At 50.4% G+C, this 15,753-nt stretch carries 14 protein-coding genes; 11 read left to right on the top strand and 3 right to left on the bottom strand.

The genetic code is table 11. The features are described from left to right. Positions 1 to 16: 16 nt before the first annotated feature. The 3 genes from DXD04_RS09285 to DXD04_RS09275 all read left to right on the top strand — a co-directional run bounded on the left by DXD04_RS09285 (position 17) and on the right by DXD04_RS09275 (position 2,917). Positions 17 to 1,123 carry a helix-turn-helix domain-containing protein gene (locus DXD04_RS09285; RefSeq protein WP_117672863.1) on the top strand — a complete coding sequence of 369 codons (1,107 nt, stop codon included), beginning with the start codon at positions 17 to 19 and terminating at the stop codon, positions 1,121 to 1,123. Positions 1,124 to 1,425: 302 nt separating this feature from the next. Beyond that, positions 1,426 to 2,007, top strand: a complete 582-nt coding sequence (locus DXD04_RS09280; RefSeq protein ID WP_117672837.1) for a DUF6621 family protein — start codon at positions 1,426 to 1,428, stop codon at positions 2,005 to 2,007. Between the two features lie 13 nt (positions 2,008 to 2,020). Then, positions 2,021 to 2,917 (top strand): LysR family transcriptional regulator, encoded by an 897-nt coding sequence (locus DXD04_RS09275; RefSeq protein ID WP_117672835.1) that lies wholly within the window; start codon positions 2,021 to 2,023, stop codon positions 2,915 to 2,917. Between the two features lie 22 nt (positions 2,918 to 2,939). On the opposite strand, the gene DXD04_RS09270 is transcribed toward DXD04_RS09275, so the two are convergent. From DXD04_RS09270 to DXD04_RS09260, 3 genes are read right to left on the bottom strand one after another with little or no spacing between them, the layout of a single operon-like run. Further along, entirely contained in the window at positions 2,940 to 4,208 is a 1,269-nt protein-coding gene (locus DXD04_RS09270) for an MFS transporter (RefSeq protein ID WP_117672833.1), read from the bottom strand. A gap of 12 nt (positions 4,209 to 4,220) precedes the next feature. Next, on the bottom strand, positions 4,221 to 5,531 hold the full coding sequence (locus DXD04_RS09265; protein ID WP_117672831.1) for a SpoIID/LytB domain-containing protein: 1,311 nt from the start codon (positions 5,529 to 5,531) through the stop codon (positions 4,221 to 4,223). A 5-nt stretch (positions 5,532 to 5,536) separates the two neighbouring features. Then, positions 5,537 to 7,969 (bottom strand): DUF4922 domain-containing protein, encoded by a 2,433-nt coding sequence (locus tag DXD04_RS09260; RefSeq protein ID WP_117672829.1) that lies wholly within the window; start codon positions 7,967 to 7,969, stop codon positions 5,537 to 5,539. A gap of 246 nt (positions 7,970 to 8,215) precedes the next feature. Here DXD04_RS09260 and rlmN point away from each other — a divergent pair, with 246 nt between their 5' ends. The 8 genes from rlmN (at position 8,216) to DXD04_RS09220 (ending at position 15,753) form a co-directional block, all read left to right on the top strand. Then, positions 8,216 to 9,271, top strand: a complete 1,056-nt coding sequence (rlmN, locus tag DXD04_RS09255; RefSeq protein WP_117672827.1) for a dual-specificity RNA methyltransferase RlmN — start codon at positions 8,216 to 8,218, stop codon at positions 9,269 to 9,271. A gap of 13 nt (positions 9,272 to 9,284) precedes the next feature. Further along, complete coding sequence (locus tag DXD04_RS09250; protein WP_117672825.1) at positions 9,285 to 10,349, top strand: DUF4837 family protein; 1,065 nt, start codon at positions 9,285 to 9,287, stop codon at positions 10,347 to 10,349. A gap of 2 nt (positions 10,350 to 10,351) precedes the next feature. Next, the gene (gene pdxA / locus DXD04_RS09245; RefSeq protein ID WP_117672823.1) at positions 10,352 to 11,446 is read left to right on the top strand and encodes a 4-hydroxythreonine-4-phosphate dehydrogenase PdxA; all 1,095 of its coding nucleotides are present in this window, start codon (positions 10,352 to 10,354) and stop codon (positions 11,444 to 11,446) included. 1 nt (position 11,447) lies between these two features. After that, positions 11,448 to 12,155, top strand: coding sequence for a nucleotidyltransferase family protein (locus tag DXD04_RS09240; RefSeq protein ID WP_007561769.1), 708 nt, complete (start codon positions 11,448 to 11,450; stop codon positions 12,153 to 12,155). A gap of 62 nt (positions 12,156 to 12,217) precedes the next feature. Continuing rightward, a complete protein-coding gene (locus DXD04_RS09235; protein WP_117672821.1) occupies positions 12,218 to 13,084 on the top strand; it encodes an ATP-grasp domain-containing protein in 867 nt (288 codons plus the stop codon). Next, on the top strand, positions 13,084 to 14,031 hold the full coding sequence (locus DXD04_RS09230; protein WP_117672819.1) for a CDP-alcohol phosphatidyltransferase family protein: 948 nt from the start codon (positions 13,084 to 13,086) through the stop codon (positions 14,029 to 14,031). Before DXD04_RS09235 ends, DXD04_RS09230 begins: the two co-directional genes overlap by 1 nt. Next, positions 14,031 to 15,038: a lysylphosphatidylglycerol synthase transmembrane domain-containing protein gene (locus DXD04_RS09225; RefSeq protein WP_117672817.1), complete on the top strand. Its 1,008-nt coding sequence runs from the start codon at positions 14,031 to 14,033 to the stop codon at positions 15,036 to 15,038. The genes DXD04_RS09230 and DXD04_RS09225 overlap by 1 nt, the downstream gene beginning before the upstream one ends. Beyond that, entirely contained in the window at positions 15,031 to 15,753 is a 723-nt protein-coding gene (locus DXD04_RS09220; protein WP_117672815.1) for an HAD family hydrolase, read from the top strand. Before DXD04_RS09225 ends, DXD04_RS09220 begins: the two co-directional genes overlap by 8 nt.

Genomic DNA, 15,753 nt, shown 5'->3' with positions numbered 1-15,753 from the left:
GAGGCATTGAAAAATGATAACACATCCTATATATAGTTATTCGCTTTGCATCGCCTTGCCGTTGATGCTGTTTTTCGGCTTTTATTTTATTTTTGCCCCGGTGCCGGACAAAGCAATCTTTAGCAATTATCTTCGTTCGCGTAGGGTAATGGGATTTGCCGTGCTATTGTTGGCTGCCAATTATTCCGTACATTTCTTTGCAGAAATCCGTTTCCAGAATGTGGATGCAGCCATCTTGATGAATCTGTCTACCTATTTCCTTTGTTACTGGCTTTTCAGTTCGGCGCTTACTACATTGCTTGATCGTTTCTATATTACGCGGCGGCGCTTTATGGTACATGTGTGTCAGTGGTTGCTGTTTACAGCCTTGTCGGGGGTGGTACTATTAGGATTGCCAAAAGGTTTGATTCAAAAAATGGGTATTCTGGTTATGTGCGTATGGCTGGTAACGTATGGATTTGTTCTGGCACGCCGGCTTATTCTGGCCTATCGTAGAGCAGTACGACTGTGTGATGATACCCATTCTGATAATGTGGGTGCTTATATACAGTGGTTGTCCATTTTTACTTATTGGGCGGTGATTTTTGGAGTAGGGTGTGGCCTATTGACCTTCCTTCCTGACAAATATGTGTATATCTGGATTCTGTCGTCTGTTCCTTTTTATATTTATCTTTATTGCTCCTATATGAACTATCTGTTGTTCTACGAGCAAGTGGAGCAGGTCTTCGAGTCAGAAATGCCATCGGAAGGAGATGTTTCAGCTATGGCGATAGGGGAAATGCAGGCTCTTCCTCCTAGTTTCTCTGACATTGCAGAAAGACTGGCTGTCTGGATAGAAGAGAAGGGCTATCTTAAATTAGGGCTGACACTGAAAGAGCTTTCAGAAATACTGAAGACTAACCGTACTTATCTTTCCAGTTATATTAAGCTGGTTTATCAGTTGTCATTCCGTGAATGGATTTCCAGTCTTCGGTTGGAATATGCAAAGACTATGCTGAAGGAATGTCCGGAATTGACGATTGCTGAAATTGCAGAAAAGTCAGGTTTCCAGTCGGCCAGCCATTTCATACGTCTGTTCAAAGAAAAAGAAGAGTGTTCGCCAGCCCGTTGGAGGAAGAAGTAAATCGGTAGCTGTACACAAAAATGCATTGAATAAAGAAATGAGAATGCTTTGAATGAGACAGATGGAATATCCTGTCAGGAATTGCAATGAATTTTAAATAATCAGGGGTAAATATTGGCTCTTGGATATTTTTCGTATCTTTGTATAAAGGCTTGAATCAAATAAGTATTTGCCGTTTCCCGTTATTCATTATTAATTGTCTAGTATGAAATATCCAATCGGAATACAGAATTTTGATTACATCATGGAAGACGGTTATGTCATCGATTGGAACAAGTATAAATAGAAACACATTAACTAATATGGAAAAGAAAATACCCTTTGCTTCTGATGTAATTTTGATTGATGCAGCTTTCCTTGACCGTGTGGGGAAGGATATGGCGGCACATTTCGCACCGTTGGTGGGGCGTGAACTACCTAAGGCTGATTTGGCCGTGTTGCTGGAGTGCCTGGTTTTGGATGCCGGAATTGAGCCGGGCAAGAATGAGATACAGGTAATTTTTGTGTATGATGAGGAGCATAGCCGGATGAATTTCTGCCTTCCTTCCGATTTGGAAAAAGAGGTTCACGGTATGGCATTCCAGAGCCGCCTGGGCGAGTTTGCGCTTTATGCTTTCCAGCCTTCGGATATGGCCCGTCGGGAGGACTTGTTTACGGAATCACTGCAACTGCTGACCGAATCGAAAGATGCACGCCGAATCATGCTGGTGCCCGATGAAGAGGGATATGGGACTGCTGTGGAGCAGCAGGCAGCAAAGATAAAGGGAAAAGATGGTGTGACGGTGTTCGGTATGAATCCTCCGGCACACGATTATGAATATTCCTTTGAAATGTTAGGATTTGCCATTCTTCAGTCGTTGGGCATCCGGGCAGAGGAACTTTAATCTTTGTGGAGGCATGTCGGATTTCCGTTTGAAAGCTTTCTATAGTGTGGCACGAAACCTTAGTTTTACCAAGGCTTCGCAGGAGTTGTTTGTGAGTCAGCCGGCAGTGACCAAGCATGTTAGGGAACTGGAGAGTCTCTATGGTGTGCGTCTGTTCGACCGGAAGGGAAATTCCATTTCGCTCACTGAGGCTGGAAAATTGCTGATGGAGCACTGCGAACGGATTTTGGACGATTACCGCAAGCTGGAGTACGACATGCACCAGTTGAACAATGAGTATGCGGGAGAGTTACGGTTAGGGGCCAGTACGACAATCTCACAGTATGTGCTTCCGCCTGTGCTGGCTGCTTTCACGGAGCGTTATCCCAAGATGAGTGTGTCATTGATGGACACCAATTCGCGCAATGTGGAGAAGGCTTTGCAGGAGCATACCATTGATGTGGGTATGGTGGAGGGAGTGTTCCGTCTGCCCAGCCTGCGCTACGACCCGTTCTTGTGCGATGAACTGGTGCCGGTAGTTTGTCCGCGCGGCCATTGGGCCGGAAAGGAGGAACTGACGCTGGAAGAGTTTGTTCGTGTGCCATTGGTGCTTCGTGAGCGAGGTTCCGGCACGCTGGATGCCATTGAGATGGTATTGGCAGAGCAGGGGCTGAAGCTTTCTTCGCTGAACGTGCGGATGCACTTAGGCAGTACGGAAGGTATCAAGTCGTTCTTGCGGTGCAGCAACTGTATGGGTATCGTGTCAATCTGTGCTCTCGAGAGGGAACTGAAGGAAGGAGACTTTCAGGTGATTGACATTGAGGGCTTGCAATTCAAGCGGCATTTCTGTTTTGTATCGGCTCAGGGACAGGAGTCGGATACGGTATTGAATTTTATGCGTTTTGTCCGGCACTTCCTTTCCGGAAAGTAAAGGCCGGACAAAACGTGTCTTTTTATTTCTTTCCGAATTCAGGATCGATTTTCAGCAGGGCGGTAACGCCGAAGGTGGCCAGTGTGCACACCATAATCCAAATGAAGAACAGCTGGTAGCCTAAGGTTTCTTGCATCCAGCCGGCTATCATGCCCGGCAGCATCATGCCCAAGGCCATGAAGGCGGTACAGATGGCATAGTGCGAGGTCTTGTGTGTGCCGTTGGCAAAATAAATAAGGTAGAGCATGTAGGCCGTGAATCCGAATCCGTAGCCGAACTGTTCCACAAAGATGCAGCTGTTCACGATGATTAAGTTGTCGGGCTGGGCGTAACTCAGGTACACATAGACAATATCGGGCAGGGAGATGGCCCATACCATCGGCCAGAGCCAGCGGCGCAGTCCGTGGCGTGCTACGGCAATGCCTCCCAGGATACCTCCCAAGGTGAGACCGACAATGCCGAGCGTTCCTTGGGCAAAGCCTATCTGTGCCGTGGTCATGCCGAGTCCTCCTTGTTCCACTGGGTCGAGCAGGAAGGGAATGCCCATCTTGACTAACTGTGCCTCGGGCAGGCGGTAGAGCAGCATGAACAGAATGGCGGTAAGCGCCTGTTCTTTCTGGAAGAAGGAACGGAAGGTGAGCAGGAAATCGGTCAGTATGCTCCGGGCTTCTCCTTGTCGGGCGACCGACGGACAGTCCTGGTCAGGACAGGGCAGTACGAAGGAATGGTAGAGCCACAGAGCCAGCAGGCAGCCTGCTAACGTGAAGAAGGTGATGCTCCAGGCGTACGATGTGCGTCCGGTCATTTCTTCCAGCCAGCCGGCCAGCATAATGAGCAGTCCTTGTCCGGCGATGGTGGCAAAGCGGTAGAACGTGCTGCGGATGCCCACGAAGAAGGCTTGCTGATGCGGGGTAAGGCCTAACATGTAGAAGCCGTCGGCGGCGATATCGTGGGTGGCAGAACTGAAGGCTACGAGCCAGAATACCGCCAATGTGGTCTGGAAGAAATGGCTGGTGGGGATGGTGAAGGCAATGCCGGCCAGTCCGGCACCCAGCAGCAACTGGGTAGTGACAATCCACCACCGCTTGGTGCGGAGCAGGTCGACAAACGGGCTCCACAGAGGCTTGATGACCCAGGGCAGGTTCAGCCAGCTGGTGTAGAGGGCCACCTCCGTGTTCGAGATGCCCATTCGTTTGTACATCACCAGCGATAAAATCATCACAGCTACGTAGGGAAGTCCTTCGGCAAAGTAGAGCGAGGGTACCCAGTACCAGGGAGAGCGTGTGCGCATAGTCGGTCGTTTTTAGTATAACTTACGTATTTCAGCTCCCTGGTAGTAATGCAGCAGAATTTGGTCGTAGGAATATCCTTTTTCGCCCATCACGGCAGCACCGATCTGACAGAGTCCCACACCGTGTCCCCATCCGGCACCGGTCAGTTCGAACCATTCGGGCACTCCGTTCACTTCCGGTCCCTTGTCGACCACAAATGCCGAGCTGAACAGGTGGGTAGGTGAGAGGGTGCGTCGTATTTCCAGTTCCTTTCCGATGGTCATTGTTTTCAGGGTTCCTACAATTTTCAGCCGGCTGATACGTCCAGATTTTCCACGCTCTACGGGGATAAGGTCGAGTATCTCTCCGTAATCGCTCTTGGTATGCGTGGCAATCAGTTCGGCCAGTTCGGTTTGCGTGTATCTCACCTTCCAGCGGTAGAAATCGTGTGTCTCCTGGTCGTAGTTGTTGAGTATCTGTGAAAGGATTTTCGGATCGGTGGTGTGGCAGAAAGACTCCGGACGCTGGCGTATCCATCGTTCGGCTTCTTCCTCTTGGGTGAGGTCGGGCAGGGGGGCATCCGTGTTCAAATCGCGCACGGCACTGAGGTAAGGATAATGCTTGTCTTCCCAGCAGTAGTTGAACTCTTCGGTCACTCCGCCGCAGCACTTCGAGAAACGGGCGTCGCAGATGGCATGCTTGTGCATGAGTACCTGGCCGCGTGTTTCTTTTACGGCTTCCACCACACTCTGGTTGGAGGCACGGGTAATGCCCTGATAGCGCTGGCAATGGTCGTCGGCGCATACGTCGAAGATGGTATGGTCTTCGCGGTCGTACCAGCGGATGTATTCTGTTTCAGTCTTGAGGAAGGGAAAGAAGTTGCTGCCCTGTTTGCTGAGGGCCTTCCGCTTTTCAATCTGTGCTAAAAGCCAGCTTCGTGAGATGACGGCATGAGCTTTCAGGAACTCCAGGGAAGAGGTGGCGTTCATCTCGGACGAGATGACGCTGGTGAGGTAGTCTTCTGCCGGCACCTGGTTGATGGCGGTAATCTTTCCTTCGTCTACCACCAGACGCAGGGTGCCGAGGAAGGTTTGTGTTTCCTGGCGTTCCCAGTGGAAATTGATACCGATGGTTACGTCTTCGAGTGAGAAGGAGGCATCGTCTTCCAACGGGGTGAAGGTCAGTTCCCGGTACACGTTGCCGTTCCAGGAAATTCCTCCTTCGTCGAAGGATACACGTTGCTTGCCCGATACGGTTTCTCCTTTGGCCAGAAATTTGGCATTGAGTGTAAAGGCTATTTCAAGGGCATTGACGATGCCCACGTTAATTTCAGGTTCTTTCATGATGCTTAATGTGTTACTTCGTGGTAGATTTGGCGGAGCGTGTCAGCGTCCAGTTTTTGAAAATCTTCTTCGCGGGCTGTCACAAGGATGCCGGCCATATCGAGGGCGCCGGGACTGACTATCAGCTGTGCGTCGCCTTCGGCAGTGTAGCACTGCGGACGATGGGCTGTGCGCGGAATGTAGACGGTGACAAATCCGTAGCGCGGGTTGTTCCAGGCAAAGAGGTTGTAGCGTGGCTCGGTTTCTCCTTCGTGCAGGGGCAGGCTGTGCAGGTAGCTGTCAATCAGCCGTACACCAGTGGCCAATCCTCCCTGGGTAATGAAGGCCCGTATCGGACAGAAGTATCCTTCGATGTCGTAGGCGATGCAGGATTTGCCGTCGGAGAGGGGTTCGAAACCTTTTTCTACCGCTGTGCTCATCAGTTTTTCCCATTGGCGGATGAGGGGTACATCTTCCTGGCGTACGGCCTGGAAATGGAAGTGGTCGGGGGCAGAAGCACCGCATTTGGCTCCGTTGTAGAATACGGTGTAGCCGCTGGCAAAGTTCTTCTCCAGCCAGTCGACCAGGCGTTCGGGCAACCGGCGCGAAGTCTTGTCGGCCAATGTCTGCCACTGGTGACTTTCCGTGGAGATGGTGAGGTGTCCCGGCAGGATGGGGTAAGGATTCAGTCGCAGGCTGAAAGGTTCGTCCAGCTGGATGCGGACAGACTCTTGCTCTTCCGGCTTGTGGCTCAGGCAGAGGAAGCAGGGACGGGCAGCGATGGAAGCCTTGTCTACTTTGGCACAGGTGGAAACGGCGCGTGCCGGATTGAACTGCACGGTGATGTCGTTCGTTCCGAGTGAAAGTGTGCGGGTCTGTACGTGCGCCAGTGCTTCGTAGTTTTTGCGGGCCAGTGGCCATGTGTCGAGCTGGTGACGGATGAAGGTTTCGGCAGAAGCCGCAGGGGCTGCATCTTCCCATGAAAGAGGGTGACGGAGCAGGGCCTGGCGTTTCCGTATTTCCAGGGTACGCAGGCTATCTTTGTAGCTGTTGTTTTGGTTCTGCTTCTCGATGCTCAGGGCCGCGTCGGAATTGCCTTCCCAGCGACGGCACAAATAAAGTACGTCGTAGATACGTCCGATACGGTATTCCCGGGAGAAAGCCAGTCCTAAGGCATAATCTTCGCCGTAGCTGGTGTTCGGTACACGGATTTTCCGCAGCAGCGGTGTGAAGAAGGCCCGTGGGGCACCCAGTCCGTTGATGCGGAGGGCGTTGTTGTGTCCGTTGGTATCGGTCCATTCCTTGTGGTCGATGACGCCCGGCGGTAATGTTTCCAGTTGGAAGTTGGTCATGCGGTAAGAGCCGATGACCATGGCGCAGCGTTCCCGGCGGAACTTGTCGACAATGGTCTGGAGGGTAGACGGACTGCTGTACAAGTCGTCGCTGTCGAGCTGTACGGCAAAGCGTCCGCAGAGAGGGTGATGCACACCCAGGTTCCAGCATCCGCCGATGCCCAAATCGTCACGTTCGGGAATGAGATGAATCACTTTTTCGTTTCCGGCGTATTGGTCAATGCACTCCGTGGTACCGTCGGTAGAATGGTTGTCGATGACAATCAGGTTGAACGGGAAGTCTGTTTCCTGCTTCAGTACCGATTCAATGGCGTCGGCAATGGTACGGATACGGTTGCGCACGGGGATGATGACCGAAGCTTCGTATGCAAACTCGCCTTCCGACAAATCGATTTCGCGCTCCACCGGGGGCAGGAAGGCATGAATATTTTTCAGGTAATAAGTAAATGCCGTTTCCCGTTCCAGTTGTACGCTCCGGTTGCGCGGGTCTACGTAATCAAACTGTTTTTCGCCCGACAGGCGGGTGTCTTCTTCAATTTCGGTATAAAGGAACTCACGTATGTGTGTCAGTTCGTATTTCTGTGAAAGTGCCAGCCGCACGGCATACAAGGCAGAATACTGGTATTCGGGCTGGTGAGTGATAGTGTCGAACGCTTCCTGCAAGGCCGCCGTCTTGAAGAGCAGCACCGAGCCGAAGTCAAAGTCATCGCGCACGCTTCCCGGCTGGTAGTCGATGACCGGATGAGGCTTTCGTACTCCCTCTGTCACCTGATAATGGTCGGCATAAACCATGCCCGATTCCGGTGAGGCTAAATAGTCGCACATGCGCTCCAGTGCCATATAGCCCATATCTAATGTGTGGGGCTTGGTATAAATAAGGAGGTAGGGAGTGCGGGTGAGGGCAAGCATCTGTCGGATGCCTTCGGTATGCTGAAAGGAGAAAGAGGGAAGAAAATGGCATTTCTCCGTAGGAATGTCGTTGTCCTCCGGATGGTCAGTTAGTAAGAATATCTGGTCTGTTCGGGAACTCTCCGTCAGGCCTTTGATGGTTTTATTCTGCTGGTTATCACTTCCGTATAAAAGGAAGCAAGTTACTTGGTTATTCATAATTTAATACATTTATACGTACAAAGATAGGCAATATATCTTATTTTTTCCCTAACTTTGTACGCTAAATATGTGGAATATGCGCAGTGCTTTCGTTTAAGGAACCGGGAATGTCTCAGTACTTCCTCGAAAGTACTCTAGTACTTCCTTGGCAGTACTCCAGTACTTCAGGGGAAGTACTCCAGTCCTGATAAGGGAGGACTGGAAGTGAGTAAAAGCCTGTGGCATAAAGAAGTAAAGAGCGCTATGACGAAAAAAACTCCTTTATTAGGCAAAACATTGGGCGAGCTGAAAGCCATTGTGCAGGATTTGGGAATGCCTAAATTTACTGCCGGGCAGATTGCATCGTGGCTGTACGACAAGAAAGTAAGCTCCATTGAAGAGATGACAAACCTTTCGCTCAAAAACCGTGAGCGGCTGATGGAGAACTACGAGGTGGGGGCCAGTGCACCGGTGCATGAGATGCGTTCGGTAGACGGAACGGTGAAATACTTGTTCTGTACGCCCGAAGGTGATTACATAGAATCCGTATATATTCCCGATGACGACCGGGCTACTTTGTGCGTGTCGTCACAGGTGGGATGCAAGATGAACTGTAAATTCTGTATGACCGGAAAGCAGGGATACACGACCAGCCTGACAGCTGCACAGATTCTGAATCAGATTTATTCTGTGCCGGAACGGGATACGCTGACCAACGTGGTGTTTATGGGCATGGGCGAACCGTTCGACAACCTGGACGAAGTGCTGCGTGCCTTGGAAATCCTGACTGCCGATTATGGCTACAAATGGAGTCCGAAGCGTATCACGGTTTCTACCGTAGGACTGCGGAAAGGGCTGGAGCGTTTCCTGGAAGAAAGTGACTGCCACCTGGCCATCAGTCTGCATTCTCCTTTCCCTTCCCAGCGCAGGGAACTGATGCCGGCAGAGAAGGCTTTCTCCATTACCGAGATGGTAGAGATACTTCGTCGGTATGATTTCAGCAAGCAGCGCCGTCTGTCTTTTGAATACATTGTGTTCAAGGGGGTGAACGACAGCCTGATTTATGCCAAGGAACTGGTGAAGTTGCTCCGTGGACTGGACTGCCGGATGAACCTGATTCGTTTTCATGCCATCCCGAACGTGGATTTGGAAGGAACGGATATGGAGTCGATGATTGCTTTCCGTGATTACCTGACACAGCACGGCTTGTTTGCCACCATTCGCGCTTCACGCGGAGAAGATATTTTTGCGGCTTGCGGCATGCTTTCTACCGCCCAGCAGCAGGCAGAGAAAAAAGAGAAAGAAAGTGAAACCTTTTAATACAAGAAACATAATGAAACGAATGACATTTTACCTTGGGATGGCCCTGGCGGTGCTGTCGCTTGCTTCCTGCCGCAACGGAGGGAAGAGTATCATTACTCCGGTGTCAAGCGGACGCCCGTATGAAGTGATGGTGGTGGCCGATGACAAATGCTGGATGAGTCCGGATAGTGCACTGTTTCATGTGCTGGACACGGATGTGCCGGGATTGCCTCAGGCTGAACGCTCTTTCCGTATTTCGCGTGTGCGGCCTGACTTTTTTGACCGTTCGGTGCGTCTGTTCCGTAACATCATTATCGTAGATATTCAGGACATCTATACGCAGCCCAAATTCAAGTATACGCGTGATGCCTATTCGTCTCCGCAGATGATTATGACTATTCAGGCACCTAACCAGAAGGAGTTTGCAGACTATGTTTCGAAAAACGGTCAGGTGATTATTGACTTCTTTACCCGTGCCGAAATGAACCGTCAGGTGAAGTTGCTGGAGAAAAAACACAATGAAACACTTTCGGCCAAGGTACAGAGCATGTTTGATTGCGACATCTGGATGCCGGTGGAAATGGAATCGTACAAGCAAGGTGAGAATTTCCTGTGGGCTTCGAGCAACCTGAATGACTTGAACTTTGTGATGTATGCCTATCCGTTCCGCGACCACGATACGTTTACCAAAGAGTATTTCATTCATAAACGTGACTCCGTGATGAAAGTCAACCTGCCAGGTGCGCGTGAAGGCATGTACATGGAAACAGCCGATTCTATGTTTGTTGAGACGCGCAACATTGCCGTGAAGGGAGACTATGCATTCGAGGCCCGCGGATTGTGGGAAATGAAGAACGATGCCATGGGTGGTCCGTTCGTATCGCATGTGCGGGTAGACCGTGACAATGCACGGGTTATCGTGGTGGAAGGTTTTGTCTATAACCCGGGCAAGCTGAAACGTGACCAGATTCGCAAGCTGAATGCGGCGTTGTATACACTGAAGCTTCCTTCAGAAAAAGAAGTGTCGGAGATTCCGGTAGATAATTCCATCTCGGAAGAACAAATCAAACAAGAAGCTGAACAGAATAAGCAATAAATATGGAAAATCGTAAAATTAGAGTGGGAATCACTCATGGAGATATAAACGGGGTAGGCTATGAAGTGATATTGAAGACTTTCTCTGACCCCACCATGCTGGAACTTTGTACGCCGGTGGTGTACGGTTCTCCCAAGGTTGCTGCGTATCACCGCAAGACCATGGAGATACAGACCAGTTTCAGCATTGTAAATTCTGCTGAAGAGGTGCAGGACGGAAGAGTGAACGTGGTGAACTGCATAGAAGAGGAGTTGAAGGTGGAACTGACCAAGCCGACTCCCGAAGCTGGAAAAGCGGCACTGGCTGCACTGGAAAGAGCGTTGGCCGATTACCGGGAAGGCCTGTTCGATGTGCTGGTGACAGCTCCTATCAACAAGCATACCATCCAGTCGGATGCGTTCCATTTCCCGGGACATACGGAATACATTGAAGAGCGTGTAGGTGAAGGACAGAAGGCCTTGATGATTCTGCTGAAGGGTGATTTCCGTGTGGCACTGGTGACTGGCCATGTACCCGTGCGTGACATTGCCGGTGAACTGACCAAAGAACTGATTATGGAAAAGATGGAGATTTTCCATCGTTCGCTGAAGAAAGATTTCGGCATCGACAATCCGCGTATTGCCGTGTTCTCACTGAATCCTCATGCGGGAGACAATGGACTGTTAGGAACGGAAGAGCAGGAAGTGATTATTCCGGCCATGAAAGAGATGATAGCTCGCGGTGTGCAGTGCTTCGGACCGTATCCTGCCGATGGTTTCATGGGTTCAGGTAATTATACGCATTTCGACGGTATTCTGGCCATGTATCATGACCAGGGACTGGCTCCGTTCAAGGCACTGGTCATGGATGAAGGTGTGAACTTCACTGCCGGTCTGCCTATCGTACGTACTTCGCCTGCTCACGGTACGGCATACGATATTGCCGGAAAAGGCATTGCTTCGGAAGATTCTTTCCGTCAGGCAGTGTACGTGGCCATGGATGTGTTCCGCAACCGTGCCTGGGAAAAAGAAATCAGTGCCCGTCCGTTGCGCAAGCAGTATTATGAGAAACGAGATGACAGTGATAAACTGAAATTAGACAGTATAGAAGAGGAATAACATGAAGTTTGCAATCATATCAGCAGGGGAAGGTTCCCGGCTGGCACAAGAAGGAGTTCAGTTGCCCAAACCACTGGTGCAACTGAACGGTATGGCCATGATTGACCGTCTGATTCACATCTTTGCGAAGAACGGAGCAGAAGAAGTGGTGGTCATTATCAACAATGAGGTGGCTTTGACAAAGGAACACCTGAGCAAGCTGGAAAAAACATCGGAAGTGCCTTTGCGGGTTATTGTCAAGACAACGCCCAGCTCCATGCACAGTTTTTACGAACTGAGCCGTTACCTGAAGGACGACCGTTTCTGTCTGACTACGGTCGACACGATTTTCCGGGAAGAGGAGTTTTCACGCTTTATTGATGCTTTCAAGGCTTTTGAAGGGGATGGCATGATGGCCGTTACGGATTACATCGACGACGAAAAACCATTGTATATCGGTACGGACGAAGACCGCAATATTACCGGTTTCTATGATACTTTGCAGCCTGATACGCGTTACATTTCAGGGGGAATCTATTGCCTGTCGCCCAACTCAATCGTGACATTGGAGAAATGTATGGCGCAGGGTATGTCGCGCATGCGTAATTTTCAGCGTCAGCTGGTAGCCGACGGCCTTCGGCTCAAGGCTTATCCTTTCTCAAAGATTTTGGATGTGGACCATGCGGGGGACATTGTAAAAGCAGAGGCTTTTTTGAACGGACAAGATTAAAAACAGAATAAACCAATATTGATTTTTTGCGTAAAATCTAGAAATAAGAATAACAAGATAGAATGTGTAAAAGAGGAGAGAAGATTCGGGTGGTTGGTGTGAGCCGTGGTAATGAATATTCCCCGAATCACGTAGACAATGATGCGGCAATCCTTCGGCTTGCGGCAGAAGCATTGGAGAGAATGGGGTGTGAGGTGACAATTTATCCGGAAAAGGAATTTGTTGCTCAGAACATAGAGGGTGAATTTATTTTCGACATGGCTCGCGACCGCGCCACCATTGAGCGGTTGAAAAAACTGGAAGACGGGGGTGCCCTGGTGGTGAACTCTGCGTATGGCATTGACAACTGTGTCCGTCAGCAGATGACGGAGCTGCTGGTGGCAAATGAAGTGCCACATCCCCGGAGCTTTATTATTTCTACTGATGAGAAGTTTACTCCTTCCGTGTTCCCTTGCTGGATTAAGCGAGGCAATTCGCATGCCATGGTGAAAGAAGACGTGGTGTACGTGGAATGTCGGGAAGAAGCAGAAGTGGTGATGGCCGATTTCCGGAAACGGAACATTCCGGTGGCAGTAGTCAACGAACACCTGGTGGGAGATTTGGTGAAGTTCTACGGGGTACAGGGAACGAATTTCTTTTATACCTTCTATCCAACGGAACAGTCACACAGCAAGTTCGGACTGGAAGCCATCAACGGAGCCACGAGAGGTTTCCCGTTCGATGTCAAGCAGCTTCAGGCATACGCCAACAAGGCAGCCGAGGTGCTGAATGTGCCTGTATACGGAGGCGACTGTGTGGTATCGGCTACCGGTGAAATCCGCATCATCGACTTTAACGACTGGCCCAGCTTTGCCCGTTGCCGTGAAGAAGCCGGACCGGAAATCGCCAAGTGTATCTATAATCGTATTATCCACAAATTAGAAAAATAATGAGTACGGAGAAAAAAGGAGTAGAGGCTTCTTTCAAGTCCATGGATACAGAAGAGTTTCTGGACATCCATTTCAATCGCCCAATAGGTTATGTGTGGGCGTTGTTTTTCCAGCGTTTCGGGGTACATCCCAATGTAGTGACCATCCTGTCCATCATTTTAGGCGTAGCGGCAGGAGTGATGTTTTATTATCCCGACATGACGCATACGCTGATTGGTATTTTCCTCTTGATGTGGGCCAACCATTATGATAGTTGCGACGGGCAGCTGGCACGTATGACCGGCAAGAAAACCCGCTGGGGACGTATGCTCGACGGATTTGCCGGTGACCTTTGGTTTATCACCATCTATGTCGCCATCTGTCTGCGTCTGATGAACCAGCCGCTTCCTTTCCATCTGGGAGAGGCTTCCGGACAGACCTGGAGCATATATATATGGCTGATAGCCTGGTTCTCAGGTACGGTGTGCCATAGCAAGCAATGCACGCTGGCCGATTATTACCGTAACATCCACTTGTTCTTCCTGAAGGGAAAGGCAGGTAGTGAGCTGGATAACTTCAAACAGCAACGTGAGATTTTCCATAGTCTGCCGTGGAAAGGCAACTTCTGGTGGAAGGCCTTCCTGTATTTTTATGGCAACTATACCCGCAAGCAGGAACAGATGACTCCCAACTTCCAGCGTTTCTACGCTTTTGTGCAGGAACGTTACGGTGACAACATTCCTCAGGAGCTGCGCGATGAGTTCCGTGCCCTGAGCTTGCCGTTGATGAAGTACACCAACATCCTGACATTCAATACCCGCGCGATAGCCCTTTACATCAGCCTGCTGATAGGAGAACCGTGGTTGTATTTCATTTTCGAGATGGTGGTGATGACCAGTCTGTTTGTGTACATGCGTCGTCGTCATGAGGCATTGTGTGCATATCTTTACCATAAATACGCCAAGTGATGAAGGAAAAGTTTCGGAATATATTCTGGTTTTTCGGCATCTTTGCCATTGTGGTTATGCTCTGCACGTTCGATATGGACTATCAGGAGTTGTGGCAGAACTTGCGCAAGGCAGGGGTGTGGTTTCCGGCCGTGATTCTTCTGTGGGTGTTCATCTATTACCTGAATGCCTGGTCATGGTATGTCATTATCCGCGACGGGAAACATGCCAAGGTGCCCTTCTGGAAGGTCTATAAGCTGACCGTATCCGGTTTTGCCCTGAACTATGCCACTCCGGTGGGACTGATGGGCGGTGAGCCGTACCGAATCATGGAGCTTACGCCTTACGTAGGTGCTAGCAAGGCCACCTCGTCGGTTATTCTCTATGTGATGATGCACATCTTTTCTCATTTCTGGTTCTGGCTGGTATCGGTCGTCTTGTTTGTGATTTTTGAACCGGTGAACTGGGGGATGGGGATCATGCTCTCGGTGGTGGCTTTCTTCTGCCTGCTGGCCATTTATTTCTTTATGAAAGGCTATCGCAACGGAATGGCGGTACGCACGTTCAAGCTGTTGTGCCGTCTGCCTTATGTGAAACGCTGGGCCAGCCGTTTCCTGACTGAAAAGAGAGAGACGCTGGAACGCGTGGACGCACAGATTGCCGCACTTCACAAGCAGCGGAAAAGCACGTTCTACGTGGCATTGGGACTGGAGTTCATGGCGCGTATTGTGAATTGTGCCGAAGTGTTCTTTATCCTGAACATTCTGACCGACCATGTGAGCTTCCTGTCCTGCATCCTGATTATGGCCTTCACTTCCTTGTTTGCCAACCTGTTCTTTTTCTCGCCCATGCAGCTTGGGGCACGCGAGGGAGGATTTGCACTGGCGGTAGGAGGGCTGGCCATTCCGAGTGCGTTTGGCATCTATACGGGACTGATTACCCGTGTGCGTGAATTGATATGGATTGTAATTGGCGTGTTGCTGATGAAAGTCGGCAACGGTACCCCAAATAAGACTAAAGATGAGTAAACTGACAGATGTAAAAGGCGTAATCTTTGATTACGGAGGAACTATCGATACGAACAGCCGCCACTGGGCGGAAGTGTTGTGGAGCAAGTATGAAGAATTTCAGGTGCCGGTGGACAAGGCGAGTTTCCGTGAGGCATACGTGCACGGGGAACGTACGCTGGCCCGTGTGCCGCTGGTCAAGCCGGAACATAATTTCCACGATGTGCTGCGCATCAAGACCGACATTCAGATGAAGTACTTGGTGGAACAAGGCAAGCTGGACGGAGAAGAAGCCCGCCGGGAAGACTATGCCGGGAAAGTGGCCGACAGCTGCTACCGCTATGTGCTGGACGTGCTGGAACACACCCGTCCCGTAGTGAAGTCACTTTCCGAACGCTACAAGCTGGTGCTGGTATCCAACTTCTACGGAAATATCCAGACCATCCTGAAAGACTTCGGCTTGTTTGATTTCTTTGCCGGCATCATAGAATCGTCGGTAGTGGGAGTACGCAAGCCCGATCCTGCCATCTATCGGCTGGGTGTGGAAGCCATGGGGCTGCCTGCCGGAAATGTGCTGGTGGTAGGCGATTCCTTCTCCAAGGACGTGGTGCCCGCAAAGGCTGTCGGCTGCAAGGTGGCCTGGCTGAAAGGTGAAGGCTGGGGCAACGAAGAAATAGATGAAACACTTCCGGATGTAATCATCACCGACTTGCCGGAACTTTTGTCGTATGTATAA

Source organism: Phocaeicola plebeius (assembly GCF_003437535.1).
Classification (GTDB): domain Bacteria; phylum Bacteroidota; class Bacteroidia; order Bacteroidales; family Bacteroidaceae; genus Phocaeicola; species Phocaeicola plebeius_A.
This window is presented reverse-complemented; position numbering and strand designations above follow the sequence as displayed.

What these genes read in the sequence shown, in the direction of transcription:
- rlmN (WP_117672827.1), top strand. Translation starts at nt 8,216, where the DNA reads ATGACGAAAAAAACTCCTTTATTAGGCAAAACATTGGGCGAGCTGAAA.
- DXD04_RS09240 (WP_007561769.1), top strand. Translation starts at nt 11,448, where the DNA reads ATGAAGTTTGCAATCATATCAGCAGGGGAAGGTTCCCGGCTGGCACAA.
- DXD04_RS09280 (WP_117672837.1), top strand. Translation starts at nt 1,426, where the DNA reads ATGGAAAAGAAAATACCCTTTGCTTCTGATGTAATTTTGATTGATGCA.
- DXD04_RS09270 (WP_117672833.1), bottom strand. Translation starts at nt 4,208, where the DNA reads ATGCGCACACGCTCTCCCTGGTACTGGGTACCCTCGCTCTACTTTGCC.
- DXD04_RS09250 (WP_117672825.1), top strand. Translation starts at nt 9,285, where the DNA reads ATGAAACGAATGACATTTTACCTTGGGATGGCCCTGGCGGTGCTGTCG.
- DXD04_RS09230 (WP_117672819.1), top strand. Translation starts at nt 13,084, where the DNA reads ATGAGTACGGAGAAAAAAGGAGTAGAGGCTTCTTTCAAGTCCATGGAT.
- DXD04_RS09225 (WP_117672817.1), top strand. Translation starts at nt 14,031, where the DNA reads ATGAAGGAAAAGTTTCGGAATATATTCTGGTTTTTCGGCATCTTTGCC.
- DXD04_RS09265 (WP_117672831.1), bottom strand. Translation starts at nt 5,531, where the DNA reads ATGAAAGAACCTGAAATTAACGTGGGCATCGTCAATGCCCTTGAAATA.
- DXD04_RS09260 (WP_117672829.1), bottom strand. Translation starts at nt 7,969, where the DNA reads ATGAATAACCAAGTAACTTGCTTCCTTTTATACGGAAGTGATAACCAG.
- pdxA (WP_117672823.1), top strand. Translation starts at nt 10,352, where the DNA reads ATGGAAAATCGTAAAATTAGAGTGGGAATCACTCATGGAGATATAAAC.
- DXD04_RS09220 (WP_117672815.1), top strand. Translation starts at nt 15,031, where the DNA reads ATGAGTAAACTGACAGATGTAAAAGGCGTAATCTTTGATTACGGAGGA.
- DXD04_RS09275 (WP_117672835.1), top strand. Translation starts at nt 2,021, where the DNA reads ATGTCGGATTTCCGTTTGAAAGCTTTCTATAGTGTGGCACGAAACCTT.
- DXD04_RS09235 (WP_117672821.1), top strand. Translation starts at nt 12,218, where the DNA reads ATGTGTAAAAGAGGAGAGAAGATTCGGGTGGTTGGTGTGAGCCGTGGT.